Below are 24,872 nucleotides of genomic sequence, written 5' to 3' on the forward strand. Positions count from 1 at the left end.
TGTGGGCCCCGCACGACGGGGTCCTTCTGTTTGAAAACTTGAGAGGTGATGAACAATGGCTGCGATTACAGCATCAATGGTGAAAGAGCTGCGCGAGCGTACCGGCGCAGGCATGATGGACTGCAAAAAGGCGCTGGCTGAAACTAATGGCGACATGGATGCCGCGGTAGATCTGCTGCGCAAGAAGGGCATGGCGAGCGCTGACAAGAAGGCTGACCGTGTTGCTGCAGAAGGCATTATTGCCGTGGCCGTTTCCGAGGATGGCAAGAAGGCGGCCATCGTTGAAGTCAACTGTGAAACCGACTTCGTTGCAAAAGGTGATGACTTCCAGAACTTTGCCAATGAAGTGGCCAAGGTGGTACTGGAAACCGGCATCGTTGACCCGGAAGCGCTGGCCAGCCAGAAGCTGCCTAACGGTCAGACCATCGACGAAACGCGTCGTGAGCTGATTGCCAAGATTGGTGAAAACATTCAGATTCGTCGCGCCGAGCTGCTGCAGACCGAAAACGGTCATATCGGTGTCTACCGTCATGGCGACCGCATCGGTGTGGTTGTGATGATGGAAGGCGGTGACGACACGCTGGTGCGTGATGTGGCCATGCATATTGCTGCAACCAAGCCGGCCGCCATTTCCGCTGAGGATGTGCCGGCAGAGGTTATTGCGCACGAGCGAGAAATCTTTGCCGCTCAGGCGCGCGAATCCGGCAAGCCTGAAAACATCATCGAGAAGATGATTGAAGGGCGCATCAACAAGTTCCTGAAGGAAGTGACGCTACTGGGTCAGCAGTTCGTCAAGAATCCGGATGTGACTGTTGAGCAGCTGCTGAAGGATGCCGATGCGGCAGTGAAGCAGTTTGCCCGCCTGGAAGTGGGTGAAGGCATCGAGAAGAAGGAAGAAAACTTTGCGGAAGAGGTGGCCAAGCAGGCGGCCGCTGCGCAAGGCAACTAATACCCGCTTTCAATGCTCTGAAAAAGCCGGCGCAAGCCGGCTTTTTTGTGCCTGCTCTCCATGGGGCGCACAAGGACGGCGTGGTATCATATGCCAAATTTTTCATGGAGGATGCCTATGGCGCTGGCATACCAACGCATTTTGCTGAAACTGAGCGGCGAGGCACTGCAGGGGCCGGAATCCTTCGGGCTGCACGCGCCCACGCTGGCCACTGTTGCCGAAGAGATTCGCAAGGTTCACCAACTGGGCGTGGAGATCGGCCTGGTGGTAGGCGGCGGCAATATTTTTCGCGGTGCGCAGATCGCCAATGCTCAGATCGATCGGGTGACCAAGGATCAGATGGGTATGATGGCGACCGTCATCAATGGTCTTGCGCTGCGAGATGTGCTCAAGGCCCATGGCCTGCGCGCCCGGCTGATGTCGGCCATTCCCATGCTGGAGGTGGCGCAGCCAGTGGATGCCATGCAGGCGCGCCGACTGCTGAGCGAGGGTGAGATCGTCATTTTTGCCGGCGGCACAGGCAACCCTTTCGTGACCACGGATACGGCGGCCACCCTGCGTGGTGTGGAGATCGCAGCCGATGCGGTATTGAAGGCCACCAAGGTGGACGGAATTTATGATGACGATCCGGCCAAAAATCCGCAGGCCAGGCGTTTTGACCGCCTGAGTCACGACGAGGTGATTGCACGCAATCTCAAGGTCATGGATCTGGCGGCCTTTGCCATGTGTCGGGAGCAGGGCATGCCGCTGGTGGTATTCGATATGTTCAAGCAGGATGCGCTCGCAGCGATTGTGCGTGGCGAGGCAGAAGGCACACTGGTCAATTCAGGAGACAAGGCATGATCAAGGAAATCATTCAGGACGCCGAAGCGCGTATGCAGAAAAGCATCGAGATGCTGGAAGACAATTTCTCCAAAATCCGCACCGGCCGTGCGCATCCCAGCATCCTCGATACCATCAAGGTGGAGTATTACGGCAGTGAGGTGCCGGTCAGTCAGGTAGCCAATATTACTGTGGAAGATGCGCGTACGCTGGTGGTGCAGCCCTGGGAGCAGCAGATGGTCGCGGTGGTGGAAAAGGCCATCATGACCTCTGATTTGGGTGTAAACCCCGTCACCGTGGGCAATGTCATGCGCATCCCCCTGCCGCCGCTGACCGAGGAGCGTCGCCGCGAACTGACCAAGGTGGCGCGGGCAGAAGCGGAAAATGCGCGGGTGGCGATTCGCAATATTCGCCGTGACGCCAACAACGACATCAAGGCGCTGCTGAAAGAGAAGGAGATCAGCGAAGACGAAGCTCGCCGTGCTGAAGAGCAGATCCAGAAGGTGACAGACAAATACATCGAACAGGTGGATGCACTGCTCAAGGAAAAGGAGCAGGCGTTGATGGAAGTTTGAGCTTCATGAGTAGCCAGCAGGCGCCTTTGCGTCACCTGGCCATCATTATGGATGGCAATGGGCGCTGGGCGCGCCGACGCATGATGCCCCGGGTGATGGGGCATCGCCAGGGTGCGCGCACGGTGCGTCGCATTGTGCGGGCCTGCGCCCAACAGGGCGTGGAGGTGCTGACGCTGTTTGCCTTCAGTACGGAAAACTGGCAGCGTCCCCAGGATGAGGTGGAAAGCCTCATGCAGCTGTTCATGGAGTCGCTGGAGCGGGAAACCAATCCGCTGCAGGAAAACAATATTCGCCTGCGTATCATGGGTGAGCGCAGCGGCTTCTCCCCCGACCTGCAGGCCGCGATCGAGCGCGCCGAGGCCGCAACGGCGAGTAACGATGGCATGATCCTTAATGTGGCGGCCAACTATGGGGGGCGGTGGGATATAGTTCAGGCGGTGCAGCACTGGTGTCAGGACCATGATGGGGATGTCTCGGCGCTGACCCCGGAAGCGCTCACCCCTTATCTGGCCACCGGTGAGCTGCCCGAGCCGGATCTGCTCATCCGTACCGGTGGCGAGCACCGCATCAGCAATTTCATGATCTGGCAGATGGCCTACACGGAGTTTTACTTTACTGATGTGCTGTGGCCGGATTTTGATGAAGCGGAACTGAGCGCGGCTTTTGAAGACTTCGCGCAACGGCAGCGGCGCTTTGGACGTGTGATCGAATCATGCTGAAAACGCGCATTGTTTCCGCCATCGTCATGATCGCTGTGCTGGCAGCTGTCCTTTTCTGGAGCAGTGCGCGCATCTGGCAATGGGCCACTGTCGCGCTGGTGCTGCTGGCAGCCTGGGAGTGGGCACGCCTTGCCGGTCTGGTTAAGCCATGGACCCAGTGGAGCTATGCGCTGGTCATTGCAGCCATGACGGCATGGGGCATGCATCAGGATGTCAGCGATGCACTGCCGCGCTGGCTGACGCTGCTGTGGCTGTTCGTCATTCCGTTCATTCTGTATCAGTACGCCCGTAGCGAAGGGCGTTGGCATTTCAAGTCGCCACTGCCCTTGCTGCTGCTGGGGTTTGTCGTGCTGTTTCCCTTTGCCTGGGCCCTGTTTCATGCGTTGCTGCGTTTCGGCCCGGAGGTGGTGCTGTGGTGGATGGTGCTGGTGTGGCTTGCTGACAGTGGCGCCTATTTTGCCGGCCGGGCGCTGGGGCGGCGCAAGCTGGCCCCTGCAATCAGCCCCGGCAAGACGTGGGAAGGTGTGATCGGTGGGGCGACTGCTGCCCTGCTGGGCGCGTGGCTGGGTGCCTGGTGGCTCGCGCAGAAAGGGGTCCCCGACTTTTTCAATGGCCCGTTTTTCTGGCTCGGCCTGATTGCGGCCTTTTCTGTGATTGGCGACCTGTTTGAGAGTGTCTTGAAGCGTTGGGCCGGCATGAAGGACAGCAGTCAGCTGATCCCGGGGCACGGTGGTGTGCTGGACCGCATCGACAGCCTGCTGTTTGCGCTGCCGTGGATGTGGGTGGTGGCCATGGAGTCCGTGGCATGAGTTTTCTGTACAGCCTGCTGGGCTTTGTGGTCATGCTGGGCGTGCTGGTGTTTGTACACGAGTGGGGGCACTATATCGTCGGACGCCTGTTCAATGTGAAAGTGCTACGCTTTTCCATCGGTTTCGGTCCGATTATCTGGCGACGACAGCGGGGTGAAACGGAGTGGGCCATCAGCGCATTGCCCCTGGGCGGCTATGTGAGGTTTCTGGATGAGCGTGAAGGGCCTGTTCCCGTTGAGGAGCAGTCACGTGCATTCAATCGCCAGCCACCGTGGAAACGCATGCTGATCGTGTTTGCAGGACCGTTCATCAACCTGCTGTTTGCCTGGCTGATATTCGCTCTGGTGTATGTGATTGGGTTCGACGTGGTGCGCCCCGTGGTCAAACAGCTCAATGATGCATCCTCGCAGTACTGGATTGTTGAGCAGGTGTCACAGCAGCCTGTATACAGCTGGGGCGACGTGCAGGTGAAATTGTTGGAAGCGCAGCAGGCGAACGCGCCAGAGGTTGATGTGTTGGCGAAAGGGTGGCCTCAGTCGCGAGAAGCCCTGTGGTCATGGTCGCTGCAGGGCTTTTCGCCGGATGTGGATATGGCCGTCTGGCTCAAGACACAGGGGTTTGAATTGTCGGCACCCCCTCTGGCGCCTGTGGTAGGGCAGGTGCAGCCGGGCACACCTGCACAAGCTGCGAGTTTGCGTGCAGGGGATGTAATCCTGCAGGTCAATGAGACGCCCGTCAGAGCATGGTCGGATCTGGTTAAGGTGGTGCAGACACATCCCGGGGAGATCCTGACCCTATTGGTGCAGCGTGATGGCCAGGCGCTTGTTATTCCTGTTCAGGTAGGCAAGCGTGACGTCGGGGGTGTGCAAAAAGGCTTTCTTGGTGTGGCCTCTGACCTTAAGAAGGGATTGCCGCCGGCTTTTCGAGCGCGTGTGCATCATGACCCTGTTGAAGCGCTTGTGCTTGGACTGGAACGTACTTGGACATTCATTCGCCTGACCGGGCACATGGTGCTGCAGATGGCGACGGGACAGGCCAGTCTGCAGAACCTGTCTGGACCGGTTAGCATCGCGCAGTTTTCCGGTGAGGCGCTGCAAAGCGGCTGGGTGAACTTTCTCATGCTGATGGGGTTGTTAAGCCTGAGTCTGGGGCTGCTGAACCTGCTCCCGATTCCGCTGCTGGATGGCGGCCATCTTCTTTTTGATGCGTATGAATTGCTAACCGGGCGACCGATAAGCGAAAATGCGCAGCTTGTGGGGCAAAAGATTGGCATGGCGCTGATTCTTTTGCTGACCTTTATTGCTTTAACCAATGATCTGGTGCGTTTGCTGCATGATTAGAAAATCGACATTTCTGGCTTTCCTGACTCTGATACTCATAAGCTGGCAGGCATGGGCGGGCTTTGCGCCTTTCAAGGCGGAAACCATCCGGATCGTTGGCAATGAGCGCATCGGCACCGAAACCATTCGCAGTTATCTGCCGGTGGAGCCTGGCCAAAGCATAACGGCCGAGCAGGCGCAAATCATTCTGCGCGCACTGTATGGCACCGGCTTTTTCAAAACCGCCGCGTTGTTCCGTGAGGGGAACACCCTGATCGTCAAGGTGGTGGAGCGTCCCACCATTGCGGATATCACCATTACGGGCAACAGCCTTATCAGCACCGAAGATCTGCAGAAAGCCCTGGAGACACTCGGCATCAAGAAGGGGCGTATCTATGATGTTCTGCAGCTGGATCGGGTGGCGCTGGATTTGAAACAACGCTATCAGAATCGCGGTTATTACGATGCCAAGATTGAGATCAAGACGGAAACCCTGCCGCGCAATCGCGTAAATATCGTGCTAGCGATCCACGAGGGCAAGCCGGCCACCATCGGGCGGATCACCTTTACAGGCAACCAGGCGTTCGACGACAAAATGCTGCTGCGTCTGCTCTCTATTGCGCCTGGGGAGCAGTATGCCCGTGATCAGCTGCTGGGCGATCTGGACAAGGTGCAGCAGTTCTACATGAACAAGGGCTATGCTGAGTTTCGCATCAATTCTTCCCAGGTGCGGCTGGCACCGGACCGCAAGAAGGTGTACGTTACTGTTAACCTGCACGAAGGGCCGGTGTATCACATCGGTGAGGTCAAGCTGGTCGGTGATCTCCAGCTCCCGCGCGAGGAGCTGGAGAAACTGATTCAGATCAAGACAGACCAGCGCTTCTCACGGCAGGCGATTGTGGATAGCGTTGAAGCATTGCGTGAGAAATATGGCGAGCATGCTTATGCCAATGCCCGTATTGCACCGATACCTGATCTGAAACCGCAACAACGCATTGCCAATATCACCTTCCAGGTGGCCGCCGGCAGCCGGGTGTATGTGCGTCGCATTATTATGGAAGGCAACACACGTACGCGCGATCATGTCATTCGTCGCGAGCTGCGTCAGCTTGAGTCAGCTCCTTTCTCGCAGAGTGCATTGAAGCTCTCTAAGCACCGGCTGGAAAAGCTGGGCTTTTTCAAGTCCGTACAGATTACGCCGCAGTCGGTGTCCAGGGATATGGTTGACCTGCATGTGAAAGTGGAAGAGCAGCCGACCGGCTCCTTTACGGCCGCGGTAGGCTACTCGCAGCTGGATGGTGCCAGTTTCTCCCTCGGCGTGACGGAACGAAACATTCTTGGCAGCGGTAATGCCGCTAATATCAAGGCCAGCCTCAGTTCATCCACCAAGAGTGTGGACCTGAGTTTGGTGAACCCCTATTTCACCCCCAATGGGGTCAGCCTCGGTGTTGGCCTGTTCTGGAACGAGATCGATGCCGATCAGCTGGATATCGCCAACTATACCGTGAACACCCTGGGCGGCAATATTTTCAGCAGTATCCCCTTGAGCGAAGAGTCCAGTTTTACCTATGGCTTCAAGATCAAGCGTGACAGCCTTGTTTGTGGCAGCACGTTCAATGAGTGCAACACCTACGTCGCTCAGCACGGTGACAGCTTCAATGTGCCGCTGGTGAACGTGGGCTGGAACTACAATTCCACCAATGCGTTTTACTTCCCCACGGACGGGTATCGTCTCAACCTCTCTGGCGAAGCGGTGGTCCCTGCAGGCACGTCCATCGGCTTTGTGAAGCTGTATGCATCGGCCAAGCGTTTTGTTCCGCTGACGAAAGCCTTTACTTTCAAGGCTGCCTTGAATACGGCGTATGGTACTGGCTATGGTGATGTGAACGACCTGCCCTTCTATGAGCGCTTCTTTGCCGGCGGTATTCGTTCCGTGCGCGGCTACGAGCCCAACAGCCTGGGTGAGCACTATGACTTCAATACCGATGGAACCGACGTGGCAAAAGGGGGTGACTTCAAGCTGACCGGCACGCTGGCGCTGATTTCACCGTTCCCCTTTATCGAGGATTCCAGCAACCTGCGGGTAAGTCTGTTCTATGATTTCGGCAATGTCTACAAGGACTTCAGCCACTTCAAGGCAGAAGAGCTGCGTGACTCGGTTGGTTTCATGATTAACTGGATCACACCGGTTGGACCATTGGCGCTTTCATTTGCCAACCCTATTCATTACAGTGATAATGACAAACTTCAACAATTCCAATTCAGCCTGGGGATGCCTTTCTGATATGCGCACACCATTTTTTGCTTTTTTATTTGCCATTTGCTTCATGACCGTTCCTGTTGCCTGGGCCGAGCCCCCGGCCAAGCTGGGTGTGGTCAATGTCAGCCTGCTGATCGAGCAGGCGCCTCAGGCCAAGGCTGCCAGCAAGAAACTGGAGCAGGAGTTCGCCCCCCAGCAGAAAGAGCTGGAAAAGCTGGCGAAAAAGCTGGATGGTCTGCAGAAGGATTACGCCAAGAACAAGCTGGCCATGAGTGCAACCCAGCGTACCGCCAAGGAGCGTGAAATTGCCTTGCTGACCCGTGAAATCCAGCGACGTCGCAGTGACATCCAGGAGCTGGTCAATCTGCGTCGCAATGAAGAGCTGAGCAAGTTGCAGGCGCTGATCAATCAGGCCATCCGGGAGATCGGCGAAAGCCAGAAGTATGACCTGATTCTCTACGACGGCATCGCTTTCAGCAGCAAGCGGATTGATATTACGCCGCAAGTTCTTCAGTATCTTCAGAAGCGCTACAAGCAACAGAAAGCTGCCTTTAACCGATAATAAAGGACGAATCCGTGCACCTTTCCGAGCTGTGCGCCTTCCTGAAAGAGCGCGATGTCAGGGTTGATGCCTGTCCGGAAGTGGACAGGGTTATTAGCCATGTCGCTCCTTTGGCGAGTGCTGATGCAGAGGCGGTCAGTTTTCTGGCCAATGACAAATACCTGACTCAACTTAAAGCCACGCGTGCCGGTGCAGTGCTGGTCAAATCGGTCCATGCAGAGGATGTGCCGAGCGGTACCGCGGCGATTGTGGTGGATGATCCGTACTACGCCTATGCGCTGGTCGCAGAGAAGCTGTCCCCGCCAGCGCCAGTGCAAGCAGGTATTCATCCCACAGCGCAGGTTGATCCCTCTGCGACACTGGGCGAGGCGGTCAGTATCGGGCCCTATGTGGTCGTTGGTCCCAACGCGCGCATTGGAGATCACGTGATCATTGAGGCGCACTGTGTTATTGACCAAGGGGTTGTCCTGCAGGAAGGTGTGCGGCTCGAACCCCATGTGGTCATCCATCACGACTGTGAAGTGGGCGCCAACACGCGCATCAAATCCGGTGCAGTGATCGGGGGCGATGGCTTTGGGTTTGCGCCGCACAAGGGGCGCTGGCAGCCGGTGCCGCAACTGGGTCGTGTTGTCATCGGCGCGCGCTGCTCCATTGGCAGTCAGGTAACCATTGACCGCGGCGCACTGGATGATACCGTCGTGGGGGACGATGTCATCATTGACAACCAGGTGCATCTCGCCCATAACGTCAAGGTGGGTGATGGCACGGCGATCGTGGCCCAGGTGGGCGTATCCGGCAGCACTGAAATCGGGCGTCACTGCATTCTCGCGGGGCAGGTGGGTACTGCAGGCCATCTGCGCATTACCGACGGCGTTCAGATCATGGCGCGCGGTGGGGTCACCACCGATGTTACCGAGCCGGGCAGTTATGCCGGCTTTCCGCTGCAGCCGCAAAAGGAGTGGCAGAAAACCATGGTCTATACCCGCAGTCTGCCCAAGCTCCATCAGGAACTGAAAGCGCTTAAAAAGCGTCTGGCTCAACTGGAATCTCAGCTGAATTCGTCCGAATGACGGGTTCGTAATACTTGATCAAGGACTGTTTAAATGAGCACCATGCTGATTACCGACATTTTCGACTATCTGCCGCACCGTTATCCTTTTCTGCTCGTGGACCGTGTGGTGGAGTGCGTCGAAGGAGACTACCTCAAGGCCTACAAGAACATCAGCTTTAACGAACCCCAGTTTACCGGTCATTTCCCCAAGCACCCCATCATGCCGGGCGTGATGATCATCGAGGCGATGGCACAATGCACCGGCATTCTGGCATTTCGCACCCAGGGCGTTAAGCCGGATGGCAGCTCCATGTATTATCTCGCGGCGGTGGACAACTGTCGTTTCCGTCAGCCGGCCATCCCAGGCGACCGCCTCGATTTCGAGGTCAAGACTGTCAGCAACAAGCGCGGCATCTGGAAGTTCGAGTGCAAGACCGAAGTGGACGGCAAGGTCATCGCCAGTGCCGATCTGCTCTGTGCCGAGCGCAAGGTGTGAGGGAACGGCATGGCGCTGATTCATCCCACAGCCCTGATTGACCCCAAGGCGCAGCTGGATGAGGGCGTGCGTGTCGGCCCCTACAGCATCATCAATGGTGATGTGCACATTGGCGCCGGCACCATCGTAGGGCCCCATGTGGTCATTCAGGGGCCGACGCGCATCGGCGAAGACAACCACTTCTATCAGTTCGGCTCCATTGGCGCCGCCCCCCAGGATAAGAAATACCATGGCGAGCCGACCCGGTTGGTGATCGGCAATGGCAACACCTTTCGCGAAAATGTGACGCTCAATCGCGGCACGGTGCAGGATCGTGGCGAAACCACCATTGGCGATGACAACTGGATCATGGCGGGCGTGCACATTGCCCACGACTGCGTTGTCGGCAACCACACCATTTTTGCCAACGCCTCGGCGCTGGCCGGTCACGTGGAAGTGCATGACTGGGCCATTCTCGGCGGCTATACGCTGGTACACCAGTTCTGCCGTATCGGCGCGCACAGTTTCTGCGGCATGGGCAGTGTCATCAATCAGGATGTGCCTGACTTTGTCGTCGTCTCCGGCAACCTGGCCGAGCCGCGCGGTATCAACACGGAAGGACTGAAGCGCCGCGGTTTCACACGTGAGCAGATGGCGATTATCAAGAAGGCCTACCGTATTCTCTATCGTACCGGCAATCGGCTGGAACAGGCCCTGGAAGAGATCGAGCTGATCAATGACGCTCAGGGAACGCTGGATTCCCTGATCGCCTTCCTTAAAAACTCCAGGCGGGGTATCGTGCGCTAGCCATGGCTGCACCGCTGCAGATTGCATTGGTTGCCGGCGAGCCGTCCGGCGATGCACTGGGCGCGGATCTGATTCAGGCCTTGAAACAGCACTATCCTCAGGCACAGTTTGTCGGCATTGGCGGGCCAGGCATGCAGGCTGCCGGTCTGCAAAGCTGGTATCCGATGGAAACCCTTTCCGTCATGGGGTTTTGGGACGTGCTCAAGCGCCTGCCTGAACTGCTTTCCCTGCGTGCTCAACTGAGCAAACGGCTCAAGCGCACGCCACCCCATCTGTTCATTGGCATCGACGCCCCCGATTTCAATTTTGCCGTGGAGCGGGCGCTCAAGGCGGCAGGTGTGCCCGCCATTCACTATGTGGGGCCGTCCGTATGGGCGTGGCGTGAGAAGCGGCTGGAGAAAATTCGCCACTGGGTTGATGGTGTACTGCTGCTGTTTCCCTTTGAGCCACCCCTTTACGAAAAATACTCTATCCCGGCGGCCTTTGTGGGGCATCCACTGGCTTGGAAAATCCCGTTGCAGCCGGATCGAGTCGCGGCCCGACGCACCCTGGGTGTTCCTGAGCAGATGTCGCTGACAGCCCTTTTGCCGGGGTCCCGCATGGGCGAGATCACCCGTATCTGGCCCGAGTATCTGCGCACCGTGCGGTTGCTGGTGGAACTGTATCCCGACATGCAATTTATCGTGCCAACCGTGCATGCGCGTGCCCATGCTTACCTATCCGAAACGCTTCACAACGAAAAGCTGCCGATTGAATTGGTGCGAGGACAGGCAAGCACTGTGTTGCAGGCCGCTGATCAGGCCCTGGTCTTTTCCGGCACGGCCACCCTGGAAGCAGCATTGTGCAAATGCCCCATGGTGATTACTGGCAAGGTGCACCCGGTGACCTATTGGCTGGCGAAAAGACTTGTCAAAACCCCCTGGGTGGGGCTGCCCAATGTACTGGCAGGGCGAGAAGTTGTGCCCGAGTTGCTGCAGGATGCGGCGCGGGCGGAACGACTTGCGCCGGAGCTGGGCAGGCTGGTGGTGGATGAGCTGCTGCGTAGGAAACAGCTGGATGCGTTTGCGCACATGCATCAGCAGTTGCGGCAGCCGGCCGGCGAGCGGGCCGTTGAGGCGATGCAGCAGTGGGGCGTGCTGCCATGAGGCAGTATCCGCAACAGGCTGATCTGTTTGCCAGTCTTCACTCCCAGGAAGATCATGCACTGCAGGCAGGCGTGGATGAAGTGGGGCGGGGCCCGCTGGTCGGCAATGTGGTCGCTGCAGCCGTGATCCTGCCCTCAGACTGTACGCTTCCTCTGAATGACTCCAAAAAGCTCAGTGCCGCCAAGCGCGAAGCGCTGGCGCAAGCCATCCGTTCGCAGGCGGTCGCCTGGAGCATTGGCGAGGCAAGCCCTGCGCAGATTGATGCACTCAATATTCTGCAGGCGACTCTGCTGGCCATGCGGCGCGCCGTCGCTGGTCTCAAGGTGACGCCCGGCCATATCTGGGTGGATGGCAATCGTTGCCCGGAACCCTTGCCTGCCCCCTGTACTGCTGTGGTCAAGGGGGACGGCAAGGTGGCCTGCATCAGTGCAGCCTCGATTCTGGCCAAGGTGTATCGGGATGAACAGATGGCGGCGTTGCACGCACGTTATCCTCAGTACGGCTTTGACCGCCACAAGGGGTATCCGACGCCGGCCCACTTAGAGGCTCTGAAGCAACATGGTGTCATTGAGGGGGTGTATCGAACCAGTTTTGCCCCGGTGCGGCGCCTGCTTGACGGACAATAAAAAAGCCCGCTCAACGAGCGGGCTTTTTGACACGGAAGCAATCAGAAATTACTTCTGGCGGGCCTTGAAGCGCGGGTTGGTTTTGCAGATCACATAGACCTTGCCGCGGCGGCGAACCACCTGACAGTCCTTGTGTCGCTTCTTGGCTGATTTCAGTGAAGAAAGAACTTTCATGACAATCCCCGTTGAACTGGTGGCTTCAAAAAACGGCATTATGCATACGGATAGCCAAAAAGTCAATGTACAACACCATATTGGCTAAACTATCGTCCCCATGAGTCGCCTGGAACAGCACGTCGATCGGTATTTTTCTTCAGCGTCCCCCCTTATGGAGGTGGTGGAGGGGTTTCAGCCGCGTCCGGGTCAGCAACAGATGGCCCAGGCGGTGGCCAAAGCCATCACGGCGCGGGGAACGCTCGTTGTGGAGGCAGGCACGGGGACGGGCAAGACCTTTGCCTATCTGGTGCCGGCCCTGCTCAGCGGCAAAAAGATCCTTATTTCCACCGCCACCAAGAATCTGCAGGAGCAGCTCACGGCACGGGATTTGCCCCGGCTGATGGCGCAGCTGGCGCCGCGCGGACAGGTCCTGCAGCTGAAAGGGCGTGAAAATTATGTCTGCCAGCAGCGCCTGTTGCTCGCCGAGCGCAATCCGGATCTGCCGCGGGCGCAGCTGCATGCCATCGCCCAGATCCGCACCTGGTTAAGCAGTGGTGGGGATGGGGATCGCGCCCATTGCGAGCACGTCCCGGAAGATGATCCGGCATGGCGGCATGTCTGTGCCCGCGCCGAGTTTTGTCAGGCGGCCAGGTGCGGTGATGACGAGGGAGATGGCTGCATTGTGCCGCGCCTGCGCCGCGAAGCCCAGAGCGCGCGGGTGGTGGTGGTGAATCATCATCTGCTGGCTGCGGACATGGCGTTGCGCGCGCAAGGCAAGGGGGCGCTGCTGCCCGAATTCGATGTGTATGTCATTGATGAAGCCCATCAGCTGCCGGAAACCATGCAGCAGTTTTTCGGTGAACAGTGCAGTTCGGCCCAATTCGTGCAGTTGCTCAAGGATGCGCGCCAGGCGGGTACTGAAGACGCACCAGACGACAATGTGCTGTCCGAGCAGCTGGACGCGCTTGAAGACGCGCTCCTGTCGTTTCAGAGCAGCCTGAGTCGGTTTGAGGGGCGCTGGGCCTTGAGGGAGCGACGCGCGGAGATAACCGCTCTCATGGAAGCCCTTGAAGCGCCGCTGGAGCAGCTGTGCGATCATCTGGAGGCCATCGCCCCCCGCAGTGTGCAGCTACAGGCCGCGGCGCAGAGCGCCCAGACGTTGCTGGACGCGCTCCGGCACTGGCGGGGCGCCGAGGATGGGCATGCGGTGGCCTGGGCCGAGGTGCAGAGCAACTGGTGGCGGTTATATCTGACGCCTCTGTCCATCAGTGGCGACTTTTCAAACATCAAGGCGCAGCTGGAAGGTGCGTGGATCTTTACCTCGGCGACCCTGGCCGATCATCACGGCTTTACGTCCTTTTGCCGCAAGCTGGGGTTGGGCGAAGTGGATACGCTGAAAGTGGACAGCCCATTTGACCACGCGACGCAGGGGCTGATCTACCACCCAGAGCAGTTGCCGGAGCCCAATCGCCCCGACTACACGCGCCAGTGCCTGCGGCGTGCCTGGCCTGTGCTGGAAGCGGCGCAGGGGCATGCCCTGTTGCTGTTCTCCAGTTTCCGCGCCCTGAACGAGGCAGCTGAGCTGTTGCGCCCCCACTGGAAAGGGACGGTTCTGGTGCAGGGCGAAGACAGCAAGGCGCAACTGCTCGAGCGATTCCGCGCTGCGCGGCGCCCGCTGCTGCTGGCGACGGCCAGTTTCTGGGAGGGGGTGGATATTCCGGGGGATGACTTGCGCGTGGTGCTGATCGACAAGATTCCCTTCGCCAGCCCGGACGATCCGGTGCTGCAGGCGCAGGATACGCGCCTGAAAGAGGAGGGCAAGAGCGGCTTTGCCCTGTTGCAGCTGCCTCGGGCGACGCTGGCGCTGAAGCAGGGGGTGGGGCGCCTGATTCGCACCGAAACCGACCATGGCGTGCTGATTCTCTGCGACCCGCGCCTCACTTCGCGAAGCTATGGCACCACCATTCTCAATCAGCTGCCCCGCTTTGCCTGGACGCAGGACGGGCGCGTCGCGGCTGCTTTTTTGAAGCAGAATTTTGCCTCAGAGGGTTGAAATGCATTTGTCTGCGCCTATGAAAGGGGGGCATTCAGTTTATTTTTCAATCCGTTCAAGAGGAGAATACCCATGAAACGACCCTACGCGCTGATTTTTCTGATGACATTTCTTGGTATTATCGCCGGTTGGGGTGCGGGCAGCTATCTGAGCAATGCCGACCTGAAGGCCACTCTGGCCACCATGCCGGCTGCCCCGGTCGTGATCGCATCAAAGTATGATCAGAAAGCGAAATCCCTGGCATTGACCTTCAGCAACCCGGGCGGTCAGCCCATTACCCTGCTGGGCAAGGCTGTGGCTTTCCAGCCCAAGAAAGGACAGGGTTATGAAATCGCCTATGTGGACTTTGATAAGCCCTTCGTAGTGCCCGCCTTTTCTGTGGCGACACTGGCGGTGCAGATGAAAGCCAATACACCGGATCTGGTGGACGGCGATGTAGTGGCCACCACCATTCGCTACGCCTATGCGCTGCTGCCGGATGTGTATGACATGACTCATGTGTTTACCCACGGTCAGCCGGCACAGGCCCCTGAAGCGCTGAAAAAACCTGCCGACAGCAAATAAGGAGGGGTGAATCATGATTACCCGTAAAGACTGGCTTGAACAGGTGCTCTACTGGGGCATGCTGTTCGCGTTGGCGGTATTCGTCACCCTGTTGCTGCTGGACCTGATCATTCGTCCGTGGCTGCCGGAAGAGGTGGCGTTCGTACTGGGTTTCGCCACCTTCTACCTGTTGGCCAACACCCTCTTTTTCGGCTATGGCAGCCTGAGTGCCTATCTGGACAAGCTGGCCAAGAGCGAATTGACAGAAGCCGACAGGCAGAAGGCGTATGAAAAGAGTGGTGCCAGCAAGCACGGTCTGATTGAGCAGCTGACCCACTATGGTATTGCGACCATCTGGCTGGATCGCTATTCACCCTATCGGTATGCCTATCTGGGGCTTTATCTCCTGCTGGCAGCCTCGGTGTTGACCCTGAATCTGAACCTGGTGAGCGGCCTGACCACCGGCTCCATTCTGGAGGGGCTGTTCTGGGGGGCTACCCTTGTCAGCGTGTTTGTGCTCGCTGCGGACAGCGTGGTACGCTGGCAGTATGCGCACACTGTGGCCGAACCGGTTTACCAGACCCTGGCACCGGCTTTGATGGCGGCGCAAGCACCGACGCCTGAAGCGCAGGAACAGGAATACGAGCTGGCCCACAACAAGGTCTGCCCGGATCCTGATGACAAGGAATGTCAGGCAGCGGTGCACGAGGCCGAAAAGACCGACAAGGCCTCCGACGCAGACAAGGAAGCAGGCAAAAAGGCCTGAAACGGACTTCAGACCCTGCGATGAACCCGGCCCCGTGCCGGGTTTTTCATTTATACTTGCAGACTTTGCGACATTTCACTGATCCCCGATGAACAATCTCCCCTACGAGCTGCAGCTGGGCATTCGCTATACCCGTGCCAAACGCCGTAACGGCTTTATTTCCTTCATGTCCTTTTCCTCCATGGCCGGCATCGCGCTGGGGGTGATGGCGCTGATCGTGGTGATGTCGGTCATGAATGGCTTTCAGGTGGAGCTGCGAGAGCGTATCCTCAGCATGACGGCACACATGCAGATCACCGGCTACGATCAGCGTCTGCGCAATTGGAAAAAGGTCTATGAGGCGGTGCAGGATGTGCCCCATGTGGTGGGGGCGGCGCCGCTTATCAAGGAGCAGAGCATGCTGGCGTTCGGTCGTAATGTGACCGGTGCCATGCTGTGGGGGGTGGATCCCGCCTATGAAAATCAGGTGGCAAAACTGGATGCAGCCATTGAGGATGGTTCGCTGAAGGAACTCAATGGTCATCGATATGGCATCTACCTGGGCAAGGATCTGGCGGAAAAGCTGGGCGTACGCAAGGGAGACAAGGTGACCGTCATCGCGCCCGAGGCCAGCGCCACGCTGCTGGGCGTGATGCCGCGCTTCAAGCGCTTTACTGTACTGGGTACCTTTTCCGTGGGCATGTACGAATACGATGTGGGTCTGGCGGTGGTGCATATCCGGGATGCGGCCAAGATATTCCGTTATGGTGATGCGGTCTCCAGTCTGGTGCTCAAGCTGGATGACCTGTTTGCCATTCAGCCGGTACGCGATGCCCTGGCGCAACGTCTGGACGACACCCTCTATGTGGTGGACTGGACGCAGCAGCACCGCAACTTTTTCAAGGCCGTGCAGATGGAAAAGCGCATGATGTTTCTGGTGCTGGCGCTGATCATCATGGTGGCCGCTTTCAATATTGTCTCCATGATGGTCATGGTGGTGACCGACAAGCAGAGTGACATCGCCGTATTGCGTACACTGGGGGCGACGCCGCTGAGTATTCAGTTCATGTTCATGGTGCAGGGACTGATTATTGGGACCGCCGGCACCCTGCTGGGCATTGTTTTGGGTGTGGCGCTGGCCCTCAACCTGGATGTGGTGGTGCCGTGGATCGAGCGGACCTTTGGCTTCCACTTCTTCCCGCCGGACGTCTATTACATCAGCGAAGTGCCTTCAAAACTGGCGTGGACCGACGTGGAAGGCGTGGCGCTGCTGGCGTTTGCGCTGACGCTGCTGGCGACGCTCTATCCCAGTTGGCGGGCCGCACGCATTCAACCGGCGGAGGCGTTGCGCTATGAATAACCGTGTGCTTGAAGGGCGCAATCTGGTCAAGACCTATCGCGATGGTCCAGCAGAGACGCCGGTGTTAAAAGGCGTTTCCCTGATCCTGCATCGCCGTGAGCGGGTGGCCATCGTGGGCAGTTCCGGCTCCGGCAAGAGCACACTGCTGCACCTGCTGGGAGGGCTGGATCGGCCCACAGACGGCGAGGTGCTGTTATTGGGACAGCCGTTTTCCAAGTTGGGGGAGGCCGCCCGCGGGCGGCTGCGCAACCGCCACATGGGCTTCGTATATCAGTTTCACCATCTGCTGCCTGAGCTGACGGCAGAAGAAAACGTGATGATGCCGTTGCTGATCCGCCGTGAATCCGAGGCGACGGCGCGCGACAAGGCCCTTGCGCTGCTGGATGCCGTAGGGCTGAGTCGTCGCACGGCGCACAAGCCGTCCGAGCTCTCCGGCGGTGAACGTCAGCGGGTGGCGCTGGCGCGGGCGTTGGTGACCGAGCCGGACTGCGTGCTGGCGGATGAGCCCACCGGCAATCTGGACAGCCGTTCAGCCGAGCAGGTGTTGAGTCTGATGGACGACCTTAATCAGCGCTTTGGCACCGCGCTGCTTGTCGTCACCCACGATGTCAACATTGCGGCGCGAATGGACCGCACGCTGACCCTGCGGGATGGCATGATCAGGGTGGAAGAATAGGGGGGTCCCCGACTTTTTGCGAGGCGGTTTTTTTCGCCGCTACAAAAAAGCCCGCAGAACAAGTGTCCAGCGGGCTTTTTTATGGCATGGAGCGGGGTTTACTGTTCCTGTTGTGCCTGACGGGGAGCAAAGGGGCTGGGGCCGTGCTTCATGCCCAGTTTTTCCAGAATCTTCACCAGCGGGCAGAAACCGGTCAGCGCAGAGATGATCAGATTCAGGCCGACAAAGGCGGTGAGCAGAATCCACCAGCTGTTGATCCACATGGCCAGCGCCAGGCTGATCAGAATCATGGAGCCGGCAAAAATCGGTACGAAACGTTCGATGGTCATGGCAGTCCTCTCAAAATTATTTATAGGGGGATTAACAAAAGCTTATTTTATCCATGCAGCACAGTGCACGGCAAGTTCAAGTTGTTGTTTTGACGAGATGGCTTATAATTGCGGCTTTTGATCGACGGGCCTGGGCCCGAAGCATCGTCAACCTACAGAGTAGAGCGTTTTATGCAAGTCACTGTCAACAAACCTGAATCAGGTCTCGAATACGAAATGGAAGTGGTGCTGCCTGCCGAGCAGATCAACGAGCAGGTCAACCAGCGTCTGGCGGAAATCCGCCGCACTGTGAAGATGGACGGCTTCCGTCCGGGCAAGGTGCCTCTGTCTATCGTCAAGAAGCGCTACGGGCCGCAGGTTCGCCAGGAAATTCTCGGCGATGTGGTTTACAAGGCGTTCTACGATGCCGCCGCACAGGAAGATCTGAAAGTGGCCGGCTACCCGCGCTTTGAAAAGCTGGAAGACGAAGGCGACACCATTCGCTTTACTGCCAAGTTTGATGTGCTGCCGGAAATCGAGCTGCCGGATCTGAGCAGTCTCGAAGTGGAAAAGGTAGAAGGTGAAATCACCGATGCCGACGTGGATGCCATGATCGACAAGCTGCGTGATCAGAAGAAGCGCTGGCGTCCGGCCAATGGCAACAAGAAGGCGGCCGAGGGCAATCAGGTGATCATCGACTTTGAAGGGTTTGTGGATGGTGAAGCCTTTGAAGGCGGCAAGGCGGAAAACGTGCCCCTCGTGCTGGGCAGCGGCCGCATGATCCCCGGCTTCGAGGAAGGCATCCTCGGCATGAAGAAGGGTGAAGAGAAGACCATTACCGTTAAGTTTCCCGAGGACTACCACGCCGAGTCCCTGGCCGGCAAGGATGCCGAGTTCAAGATCAAGGTGCACTCCGTTCAGGTAGAAGAGAAGCCTGAGGTGGATGAGGAATTTGTGAAAGAGTTCGGCGTGGAAAGCGGCGATGTGGAAGAGTTCCGCAAGGAAATCCGCGAAAACATGGCGCGCGAGCTCAAGCGCCTGGTCACCGCGCAGAACCGCAATGCCGTGCTGGCAGCGCTGGACAAGGCCGTGGAGATCAAGCTGCCCAAGTCGCTGGTGGATCAGGAGATCCAGACCATGATGCAGAACCAGCTGCGCGAGCTGCAGATGCAGGGCGTGGATCCCAGTCAGGTGCAGCTGAACGCGGAAGATTTCCGCGAGCGTGCCGAGCAACGCATCCGCCTGGGACTGGTCATTGGCCAGCTGATCAAGGATCTGGGTATCGAGGTGACACCGGAAGAGATCGAAGCCTACATCCGTGAGCAGGCCTCGGCCTACGAAGATCCGGAAGAGGTCGTGCAGTGGTACAAGCAGAATCCGGAGCACCTGCGCGAGATCGAAGCCATTCTGGTGGAAAACAAGGTGGCGGACGCAGTGCTCGACAAAGCCAAGACCACCGCGGTGAAAAAGACCTTCGAGGAGCTGACTGCTCAGGGGTGATCACCGTTCCCGTGACGGCTTTGCGTGAAAAGGCTTGTCATTTGACAAGCCTTTTTTTTGCGGTAGTCTATCCTTATAAACAGACAATAAAAGATAAAAGGAATACCCTGTATGCAAGACATTGAAAACACCCTGGTGCCCATCGTCATCGAACAGACCAGCCGCGGCGAGCGCTCGTTCGATATTTACTCACGCCTGCTGAAGGAGCGCGTGATCTTTCTGGTGGGCCCGGTGGAAGACCACATGGCAAACCTGATTGTGGCACAGATGTTGTTTCTTGAGTCCGAGAACCCGGAAAAGGATATCCATCTGTACATCAATTCGCCGGGTGGGAGCGTGACGGCGGGGATGGCCATTTACGACACCATGAACTTCATCAAGCCCGATGTCAGCACCATGTGCATCGGTCAGGCGGCCAGTATGGGCGCATTTCTGCTGGCGGGCGGTGCCAAGGGCAAGCGCTATGCGCTGCCCCACAGCCGTGTGATGATCCACCAGCCGCTGGGCGGTTTCCAGGGGCAGGCGAGCGATATCGAGATTCACGCCAAGGAAATCCTGAAAATTCGCCATACCTTGAACGAAGAGCTGGCGAAAAACACGGGTCAGCCGCTCGAGCGCATCGAGCAGGACACGGATCGAGACAACTTCATGGGCGCATGGGAAGCCCAGGAATACGGCCTGATTGATCAGGTTCTGACAAAACGAGAAGGTAACGATGAGTAAGCACGACGACAAGGATCTCTACTGCTCCTTTTGCGGCAAGCACCAGGACGAGGTGCGCAAGCTGATTGCGGGACCTGGCGTCTATATCTGTGACGAGTGCGTGAATCTGTGCAACGAGATTCTGCGCGAGGAATTTGAAGGTCGCGGCGAAGGCAGCTCAACCTTTCAGCTGGACAAGCTGCCGACGCCCCACGAAATCAAGCAGCACCTGGATGACTATGTCATCGGTCAGGACAAGGCCAAGAAGATTCTGGCCGTGGCGGTCTACAACCACTACAAGCGCCTGATGGCCGGTCAGCAGGATGATGATGTTGAGCTGAACAAGTCCAATATCCTCATGATTGGCCCGACCGGTTCGGGCAAGACGCTGCTGGCACAGACGCTGGCCAAGATGCTGGACGTGCCCTTTGCCATTGCCGACGCCACCTCGCTGACCGAAGCTGGCTATGTGGGCGAGGATGTGGAGAGCATCATCCTCAAGCTGCTGCAGCGCTGTGATAACGATCCGGAAAAGGCCGAGCGCGGCATTATCTATATCGATGAGATCGACAAGATTACGCGCAAGTCGGAAAACCCGTCCATAACCCGGGATGTTTCCGGCGAAGGCGTGCAGCAGGCACTGCTGAAGATCATCGAAGGCACCATTGCCAATGTACCGCCGCAGGGCGGGCGCAAGCACCCGAATCAGGAAATGATTCAGGTGGACACCTCCAAGATCCTGTTCATCGTGGGCGGCGCCTTCGAAGGCCTGGACAAGATCATCGAGCAGCGCGTTGCGCAGGGTTCGGGCATCGGTTTTGCCGCGGTGGTGAAGGCAAAGGACAAGGATCGCGATATCAGCGAGCTGTTCGAGCAGGTGGAGCCGGAGGATCTGGTCAAATATGGCCTGATCCCGGAATTCGTTGGTCGCCTGCCGGTGATTGCCACCCTGGAGGCGCTGGATGAAGAGGCGTTGGTACGCATCCTCACCGAGCCGAAAAATGCACTGGTGAAACAGTTCCAGAAGATGTTCGAACTGGAAGGCGTGCAGCTGCAGTTTACCGATGATGCTGTGCGCGCCATTGCGCAGGAAGCCATCAAGCGCAAGACCGGCGCCCGCGGTCTGCGCGCCATTCTCGAGCATCTGCTGCTGGATCTGATGTACGACCTGCCCAGCATGCCAGATGTAGAGAAGGTGGTGATCGACGAAGCTGTGGTCAAGGGAGACAAACAGCCGGTTCTGGTGTACAAGACCGAGAAGAAGGACGGCGGCAAGAAGCCAGCCAAGTCCAGCAGCAAGACGAACGAAAAACCTCAACAAGCCTCAGGAACCGAATAAGAGTATGAGCAAACACGATATCGAACAACTGGACATGAAACTGGGTGCGCTGGTGATGCCACTGCGAGATGTAGTGGTGTTTCCGGGCACCGTCATGCCCCTGTTTGTAGGGCGCGAGAAGTCCATCGAAGCGATCCAGGCAGCCATGCAGGGGGATCGGCAGATCTTCCTGGTTTCGCAGAAGAACCCGGAGCAGGACAGCCCACGCTACGAGGATGTGTATCACGTCGGTACGCTGGCGACCATTCTGCAGACACTCAAGCTGGCCGACGGCACCGTCAAGGTGCTGATCGAAGGCATGGAGCGCTTCGAGCTGCTCAACCTGCAAGAGGATGAGCATGTTTTTCGTGGCGATATACGCCGCCTCTACTCCAGCGTGGACGACGAGGCAGAGTTGCAGCAGCTGATGAAGCTGGCTAAGGAGCGTTTCGCCCATTACGCAAAGCTCAACAGCAAGCTCTCCAGCGACGTGCGCGGCTCCGTGGAGCGTGCCGAGGAGCCGGATGTGCTGGTGGATCTGGTGGCAGCCAATCTGGACCTGACTCTGGAAGCCAAGCAGCAGCTGCTGGAAACTTCCTCGCTCAACAAGCGCGTTGAAAAGCTGATCGCCCTGGTTGAAACCCAGATCGACCTGATCGAGGCGGAAAAGCGCATCGCCGAGCGGGTCAAGAAGCAGATGGACCGCAATCAGCGCGAGTACTACCTCAACGAAAAGATCAAGGCGATCCACAAGGAACTGGGGCGCAGCGACGGCGAAGAAGATGAATATGTCGATCTGAAAACCAAGATCGAAGCGGCCGGCATGCCCGACGAGGTCAAGGAAAAGGCGCTGTCGGAGCTGAATAAGCTGCGCATGATGCCGCCTCAGTCCGCCGAGGCAGCCGTGGTGCGCAACTACATCGAGTGGCTGCTGGATGTGCCGTGGAAGAAGCGCACTCGCGTTTCCAAGGATATCAAGCGTGCGGCAAAAATCCTCGATGCCCATCACTATGGGCTGGAAAAGGTCAAGGAGCGCATTCTCGAGTATCTCGCTGTGCAGAAACGGGTGCGCAAGCTCAATGGGCCGATCCTGTGCCTGGTGGGTCCGCCGGGCGTGGGCAAGACGTCGCTGGCGCGCTCCATTGCCGAAGCTACCAACCGCAAGTTCGTGCGCATGTCCCTGGGTGGCGTGCGCGACGAAGCCGAGATCCGCGGCCATCGTCGCACCTATCTGGGCGCGCTGCCGGGCCGCATCATTCAGAAAATGGTCAAGGCCGGCGTGAAAAACCCGCTGTTCCTGCTGGATGAAATCGACAAGATGAGCGCGGATTTCCGTGGCGATCCGGCGGCTGCGCTGCTGGAGGTGCTGGATCCCGAACAAAACAGTACCTTCAACGACCATTATCTGGAAGTGGATTACGATCTGTCCGAAGTGATGTTCGTGGCCACCTCCAACTCCATGGATATGCCGGAACCGTTGCTGGATCGTATGGAAATCATTCAGTTGTCAGGCTATACCGAGTTGGAGAAAAAGCATATCGCCATGCAGCATCTGTTGCCGCGTCAGCTGCGCAACCATGGCCTCAAGGCCGATGAACTGCAGATTACGGAAGCGGCGATCGAGGCGATTATCCGTGGCTATACCCGCGAAGCAGGTGTGCGCAGTCTGGAGCGCGAACTGGCCAAGATTGCGCGTAAGGTGGTCAAGGCACTGGAGGAGGGCGAGAAACAGGCGCCCGTGGTGGTGGAGCCTGAGCATCTGGAAGCCTATCTGGGCGTGGCGCGCTATCGTCATGGTGAAAAGATGCAGCAGAACCGCGTTGGCCTGGTCAATGGTCTGGCTTGGACCCGTGTGGGCGGCGATCTGCTGCACGTGGAAGCCACCTGCATGCCTGGCAAGGGACGCATCAAGCGGACCGGTCAGTTGGGCGATGTGATGCAAGAGTCGGTGGAAACGGCGGTGAGCGTGATCCGCAGCCGCACCGCGCAGCTGGGCCTGCAGCCGGACTTCTACGAAAAGGTGGACCTGCACCTGCACTTCCCGGAAGGTGCCATCAAGAAGGACGGTCCCAGCGCCGGCATCGCCATCGCTACGGCCATAGCATCCGTGCTCACCAATATTCCGGTGCGCAACGACGTGGCCATGACCGGTGAGATCACCCTGCGAGGCGAGGTGTTGCCCATCGGCGGTCTCAAGGAGAAGTTGCTGGCCGCCCTGCGCGCAGATATCCGCAAGGTGCTTATCCCGCATGATAATGTACGTGATCTGGCCGAGATCCCCGATGAGATCAAGGGTGAACTGGAGATCGTGCCGGTGCGCTGGGTGGACGAGGTATTCGAGCATGCATTGGAACGCCTGCCGAAACCAGTGGATAATGCCGAGGCGTTCAGTTGTCTAGTCACTGCTGAGCCCGCCGTATCGGCCAGTGAAAGTGCCCATTAAAAAACTTGATGGTGAAAAGGGCGCCAGAGCGCCCTTTTTTCTTGACACCTCACAGGGCATTGCTATAAATTCAAACTACCGTCAGAACTCTGGTGGCAGCGCGAGGCGGGCATCAGAGGATGGAAAGGTTCAAACAAACTCATGGAGAGCTATCACAATGAATAAAACGGAACTGGTAAGCGTGATCGCGGAGAAGGCTGGTCTGAGCAAGGCACAGGCTGCTGCAGCCCTGGATGCAGCCATGGAAGCCGTGACCGAAGCCCTGAAAAACGGCGAGCAGGTTTCTCTGATTGGTTTCGGTACCTTCAAGGTCGGTGAACGTGCAGCCCGTACCGGTCGTAACCCGCAAACCGGCAAGACCATTCAGATTCCTGCAGCGAAAGTACCCAAGTTCACGCCAGGCAAAGCCCTCAAGGACGCTGTCAACTGATCCGATTTCGTCGTACATCCGGATTTAAAAGCCGCTGCAAAGCGGCTTTTTATTTTGTGGGAGAGGCTCGCTGAGTCTGCGCGACTCCTGCGCACGCTTCCATGCAAAATCGCTTGACACCTGCATTCTGACCCTTATAATACGCGCTCATTGATTGCGGGTGCTTAGCTCAGCTGGGAGAGCATCGCCCTTACAAGGCGAGGGTCGCAGGTTCGATCCCTGCAGCACCCACCACTCAACCAAACCACTGCGGAGCGGTAGTTCAGCTGGTTAGAATACCGGCCTGTCACGCCGGGGGTCGCGGGTTCGAGTCCCGTCCGCTCCGCCATTACATTACGGGTGCTTAGCTCAGCTGGGAGAGCATCGCCCTTACAAGGCGAGGGTCGCAGGTTCGATCCCTGCAGCACCCACCACCTCGTTCGAGGCGACACTGCGGAGCGGTAGTTCAGCTGGTTAGAATACCGGCCTGTCACGCCGGGGGTCGCGGGTTCGAGTCCCGTCCGCTCCGCCATCTTCTTC

25 protein-coding genes and 4 tRNA genes are annotated in these 24,872 nt (G+C 58.0%); 27 read left to right on the forward strand and 2 right to left on the reverse strand.

Translation table 11 applies throughout. The annotated features are described in order from the left end of the window. The first annotated feature begins 55 nt into the window (after positions 1–55). From tsf to rnhB, 13 genes are all read left to right on the forward strand, one after another. Positions 56–949 (forward strand): translation elongation factor Ts, encoded by an 894-nt coding sequence (gene tsf / locus BUQ81_RS02560; RefSeq protein WP_074200817.1) that lies wholly within the window; start codon positions 56–58, stop codon positions 947–949. Positions 950–1,066: 117 nt separating this feature from the next. After that, positions 1,067–1,792 (forward strand): UMP kinase, encoded by a 726-nt coding sequence (gene pyrH / locus BUQ81_RS02565; protein ID WP_200770533.1) that lies wholly within the window; start codon positions 1,067–1,069, stop codon positions 1,790–1,792. Beyond that, positions 1,789–2,346, forward strand: a complete 558-nt coding sequence (gene frr / locus BUQ81_RS02570; protein WP_074200819.1) for a ribosome recycling factor — start codon at positions 1,789–1,791, stop codon at positions 2,344–2,346. Before pyrH ends, frr begins: the two co-directional genes overlap by 4 nt. A gap of 5 nt (positions 2,347–2,351) precedes the next feature. Next, the gene (locus BUQ81_RS02575) at positions 2,352–3,065 is read left to right on the forward strand and encodes an isoprenyl transferase (protein ID WP_074200820.1); all 714 of its coding nucleotides are present in this window, start codon (positions 2,352–2,354) and stop codon (positions 3,063–3,065) included. After that, on the forward strand, positions 3,059–3,874 hold the full coding sequence (locus BUQ81_RS02580) for a phosphatidate cytidylyltransferase (RefSeq protein ID WP_074200821.1): 816 nt from the start codon (positions 3,059–3,061) through the stop codon (positions 3,872–3,874). Before BUQ81_RS02575 ends, BUQ81_RS02580 begins: the two co-directional genes overlap by 7 nt. Then, on the forward strand, positions 3,871–5,214 hold the full coding sequence (gene rseP / locus BUQ81_RS02585) for an RIP metalloprotease RseP (RefSeq protein WP_074200822.1): 1,344 nt from the start codon (positions 3,871–3,873) through the stop codon (positions 5,212–5,214). Before BUQ81_RS02580 ends, rseP begins: the two co-directional genes overlap by 4 nt. Further along, a complete protein-coding gene (gene bamA / locus BUQ81_RS02590; protein ID WP_074200823.1) occupies positions 5,207–7,477 on the forward strand; it encodes an outer membrane protein assembly factor BamA in 2,271 nt (756 codons plus the stop codon). The genes rseP and bamA overlap by 8 nt, the downstream gene beginning before the upstream one ends. A gap of 43 nt (positions 7,478–7,520) precedes the next feature. Continuing rightward, on the forward strand, positions 7,521–8,015 hold the full coding sequence (locus BUQ81_RS02595; protein WP_234947301.1) for an OmpH/Skp family outer membrane protein: 495 nt from the start codon (positions 7,521–7,523) through the stop codon (positions 8,013–8,015). Between the two features lie 14 nt (positions 8,016–8,029). Next, the gene (gene lpxD / locus BUQ81_RS02600) at positions 8,030–9,085 is read left to right on the forward strand and encodes a UDP-3-O-(3-hydroxymyristoyl)glucosamine N-acyltransferase (protein ID WP_159432255.1); all 1,056 of its coding nucleotides are present in this window, start codon (positions 8,030–8,032) and stop codon (positions 9,083–9,085) included. A gap of 33 nt (positions 9,086–9,118) precedes the next feature. Then, positions 9,119–9,562 (forward strand): 3-hydroxyacyl-ACP dehydratase FabZ, encoded by a 444-nt coding sequence (fabZ, locus tag BUQ81_RS02605; protein WP_456119724.1) that lies wholly within the window; start codon positions 9,119–9,121, stop codon positions 9,560–9,562. A gap of 15 nt (positions 9,563–9,577) precedes the next feature. Then, entirely contained in the window at positions 9,578–10,348 is a 771-nt protein-coding gene (gene lpxA, locus BUQ81_RS02610; protein WP_074200939.1) for an acyl-ACP--UDP-N-acetylglucosamine O-acyltransferase, read from the forward strand. Positions 10,349–10,350: 2 nt separating this feature from the next. Then, a complete protein-coding gene (gene lpxB, locus BUQ81_RS02615; protein WP_074200826.1) occupies positions 10,351–11,493 on the forward strand; it encodes a lipid-A-disaccharide synthase in 1,143 nt (380 codons plus the stop codon). Then, the gene (rnhB, locus tag BUQ81_RS02620) at positions 11,490–12,119 is read left to right on the forward strand and encodes a ribonuclease HII (protein WP_074200827.1); all 630 of its coding nucleotides are present in this window, start codon (positions 11,490–11,492) and stop codon (positions 12,117–12,119) included. Before lpxB ends, rnhB begins: the two co-directional genes overlap by 4 nt. A gap of 48 nt (positions 12,120–12,167) precedes the next feature. Here rnhB and ykgO read toward each other — a convergent pair whose 3' ends face one another. Then, the gene (gene ykgO, locus BUQ81_RS02625; RefSeq protein ID WP_074200940.1) at positions 12,168–12,293 is read right to left on the reverse strand and encodes a type B 50S ribosomal protein L36; all 126 of its coding nucleotides are present in this window, start codon (positions 12,291–12,293) and stop codon (positions 12,168–12,170) included. Between the two features lie 100 nt (positions 12,294–12,393). On the opposite strand from ykgO, the gene BUQ81_RS02630 reads away from it, so the two are divergent. The 5 genes from BUQ81_RS02630 to lolD all read left to right on the forward strand — a co-directional run bounded on the left by BUQ81_RS02630 (position 12,394) and on the right by lolD (position 17,652). Next, positions 12,394–14,328, forward strand: coding sequence for a DNA repair helicase YoaA (locus tag BUQ81_RS02630; RefSeq protein ID WP_074200828.1), 1,935 nt, complete (start codon positions 12,394–12,396; stop codon positions 14,326–14,328). A 72-nt stretch (positions 14,329–14,400) separates the two neighbouring features. Continuing rightward, complete coding sequence (locus BUQ81_RS02635) at positions 14,401–14,892, forward strand: hypothetical protein (protein ID WP_074200829.1); 492 nt, start codon at positions 14,401–14,403, stop codon at positions 14,890–14,892. A 13-nt stretch (positions 14,893–14,905) separates the two neighbouring features. Beyond that, positions 14,906–15,637, forward strand: a complete 732-nt coding sequence (locus BUQ81_RS02640) for a hypothetical protein (protein WP_074200830.1) — start codon at positions 14,906–14,908, stop codon at positions 15,635–15,637. Positions 15,638–15,725: 88 nt separating this feature from the next. Further along, a complete protein-coding gene (locus tag BUQ81_RS02645) occupies positions 15,726–16,976 on the forward strand; it encodes a lipoprotein-releasing ABC transporter permease subunit (RefSeq protein ID WP_074200831.1) in 1,251 nt (416 codons plus the stop codon). Beyond that, positions 16,969–17,652: a lipoprotein-releasing ABC transporter ATP-binding protein LolD gene (lolD, locus tag BUQ81_RS02650; RefSeq protein ID WP_074200832.1), complete on the forward strand. Its 684-nt coding sequence runs from the start codon at positions 16,969–16,971 to the stop codon at positions 17,650–17,652. The genes BUQ81_RS02645 and lolD overlap by 8 nt, the downstream gene beginning before the upstream one ends. A gap of 98 nt (positions 17,653–17,750) precedes the next feature. On the opposite strand, the gene BUQ81_RS02655 is transcribed toward lolD, so the two are convergent. Further along, positions 17,751–17,981, reverse strand: coding sequence for a YgaP family membrane protein (locus BUQ81_RS02655; RefSeq protein ID WP_074200833.1), 231 nt, complete (start codon positions 17,979–17,981; stop codon positions 17,751–17,753). Between the two features lie 171 nt (positions 17,982–18,152). Here BUQ81_RS02655 and tig point away from each other — a divergent pair, with 171 nt between their 5' ends. The 9 genes from tig to BUQ81_RS02700 all read left to right on the forward strand — a co-directional run bounded on the left by tig (position 18,153) and on the right by BUQ81_RS02700 (position 24,864). Then, positions 18,153–19,460, forward strand: coding sequence for a trigger factor (gene tig / locus BUQ81_RS02660; RefSeq protein ID WP_074200834.1), 1,308 nt, complete (start codon positions 18,153–18,155; stop codon positions 19,458–19,460). A gap of 111 nt (positions 19,461–19,571) precedes the next feature. Beyond that, a complete protein-coding gene (clpP, locus tag BUQ81_RS02665) occupies positions 19,572–20,183 on the forward strand; it encodes an ATP-dependent Clp endopeptidase proteolytic subunit ClpP (protein ID WP_074200835.1) in 612 nt (203 codons plus the stop codon). After that, positions 20,176–21,501 carry an ATP-dependent Clp protease ATP-binding subunit ClpX gene (clpX, locus tag BUQ81_RS02670; protein WP_074200836.1) on the forward strand — a complete coding sequence of 442 codons (1,326 nt, stop codon included), beginning with the start codon at positions 20,176–20,178 and terminating at the stop codon, positions 21,499–21,501. The genes clpP and clpX overlap by 8 nt, the downstream gene beginning before the upstream one ends. Before the next feature lie 4 nt (positions 21,502–21,505). Beyond that, entirely contained in the window at positions 21,506–23,923 is a 2,418-nt protein-coding gene (lon, locus tag BUQ81_RS02675) for an endopeptidase La (RefSeq protein ID WP_074200837.1), read from the forward strand. Continuing rightward, positions 23,913–24,353 (forward strand): HU family DNA-binding protein, encoded by a 441-nt coding sequence (locus BUQ81_RS08900; RefSeq protein ID WP_268807716.1) that lies wholly within the window; start codon positions 23,913–23,915, stop codon positions 24,351–24,353. Before lon ends, BUQ81_RS08900 begins: the two co-directional genes overlap by 11 nt. A 158-nt stretch (positions 24,354–24,511) precedes the next feature. Further along, positions 24,512–24,587 (forward strand) — tRNA-Val (locus BUQ81_RS02685). A 17-nt stretch (positions 24,588–24,604) separates the two neighbouring features. Further along, a tRNA-Asp gene (locus BUQ81_RS02690) sits at positions 24,605–24,681 on the forward strand. Between the two features lie 9 nt (positions 24,682–24,690). Then, a tRNA-Val gene (locus BUQ81_RS02695) sits at positions 24,691–24,766 on the forward strand. A 21-nt stretch (positions 24,767–24,787) separates the two neighbouring features. Next, positions 24,788–24,864 (forward strand) — tRNA-Asp (locus BUQ81_RS02700). Positions 24,865–24,872: the final 8 nt, after the last annotated feature.

Origin of the sequence: Sulfurivirga caldicuralii, assembly GCF_900141795.1 — a bacterium.
Lineage (GTDB): Bacteria > Pseudomonadota > Gammaproteobacteria > Thiomicrospirales > Thiomicrospiraceae > Sulfurivirga > Sulfurivirga caldicuralii.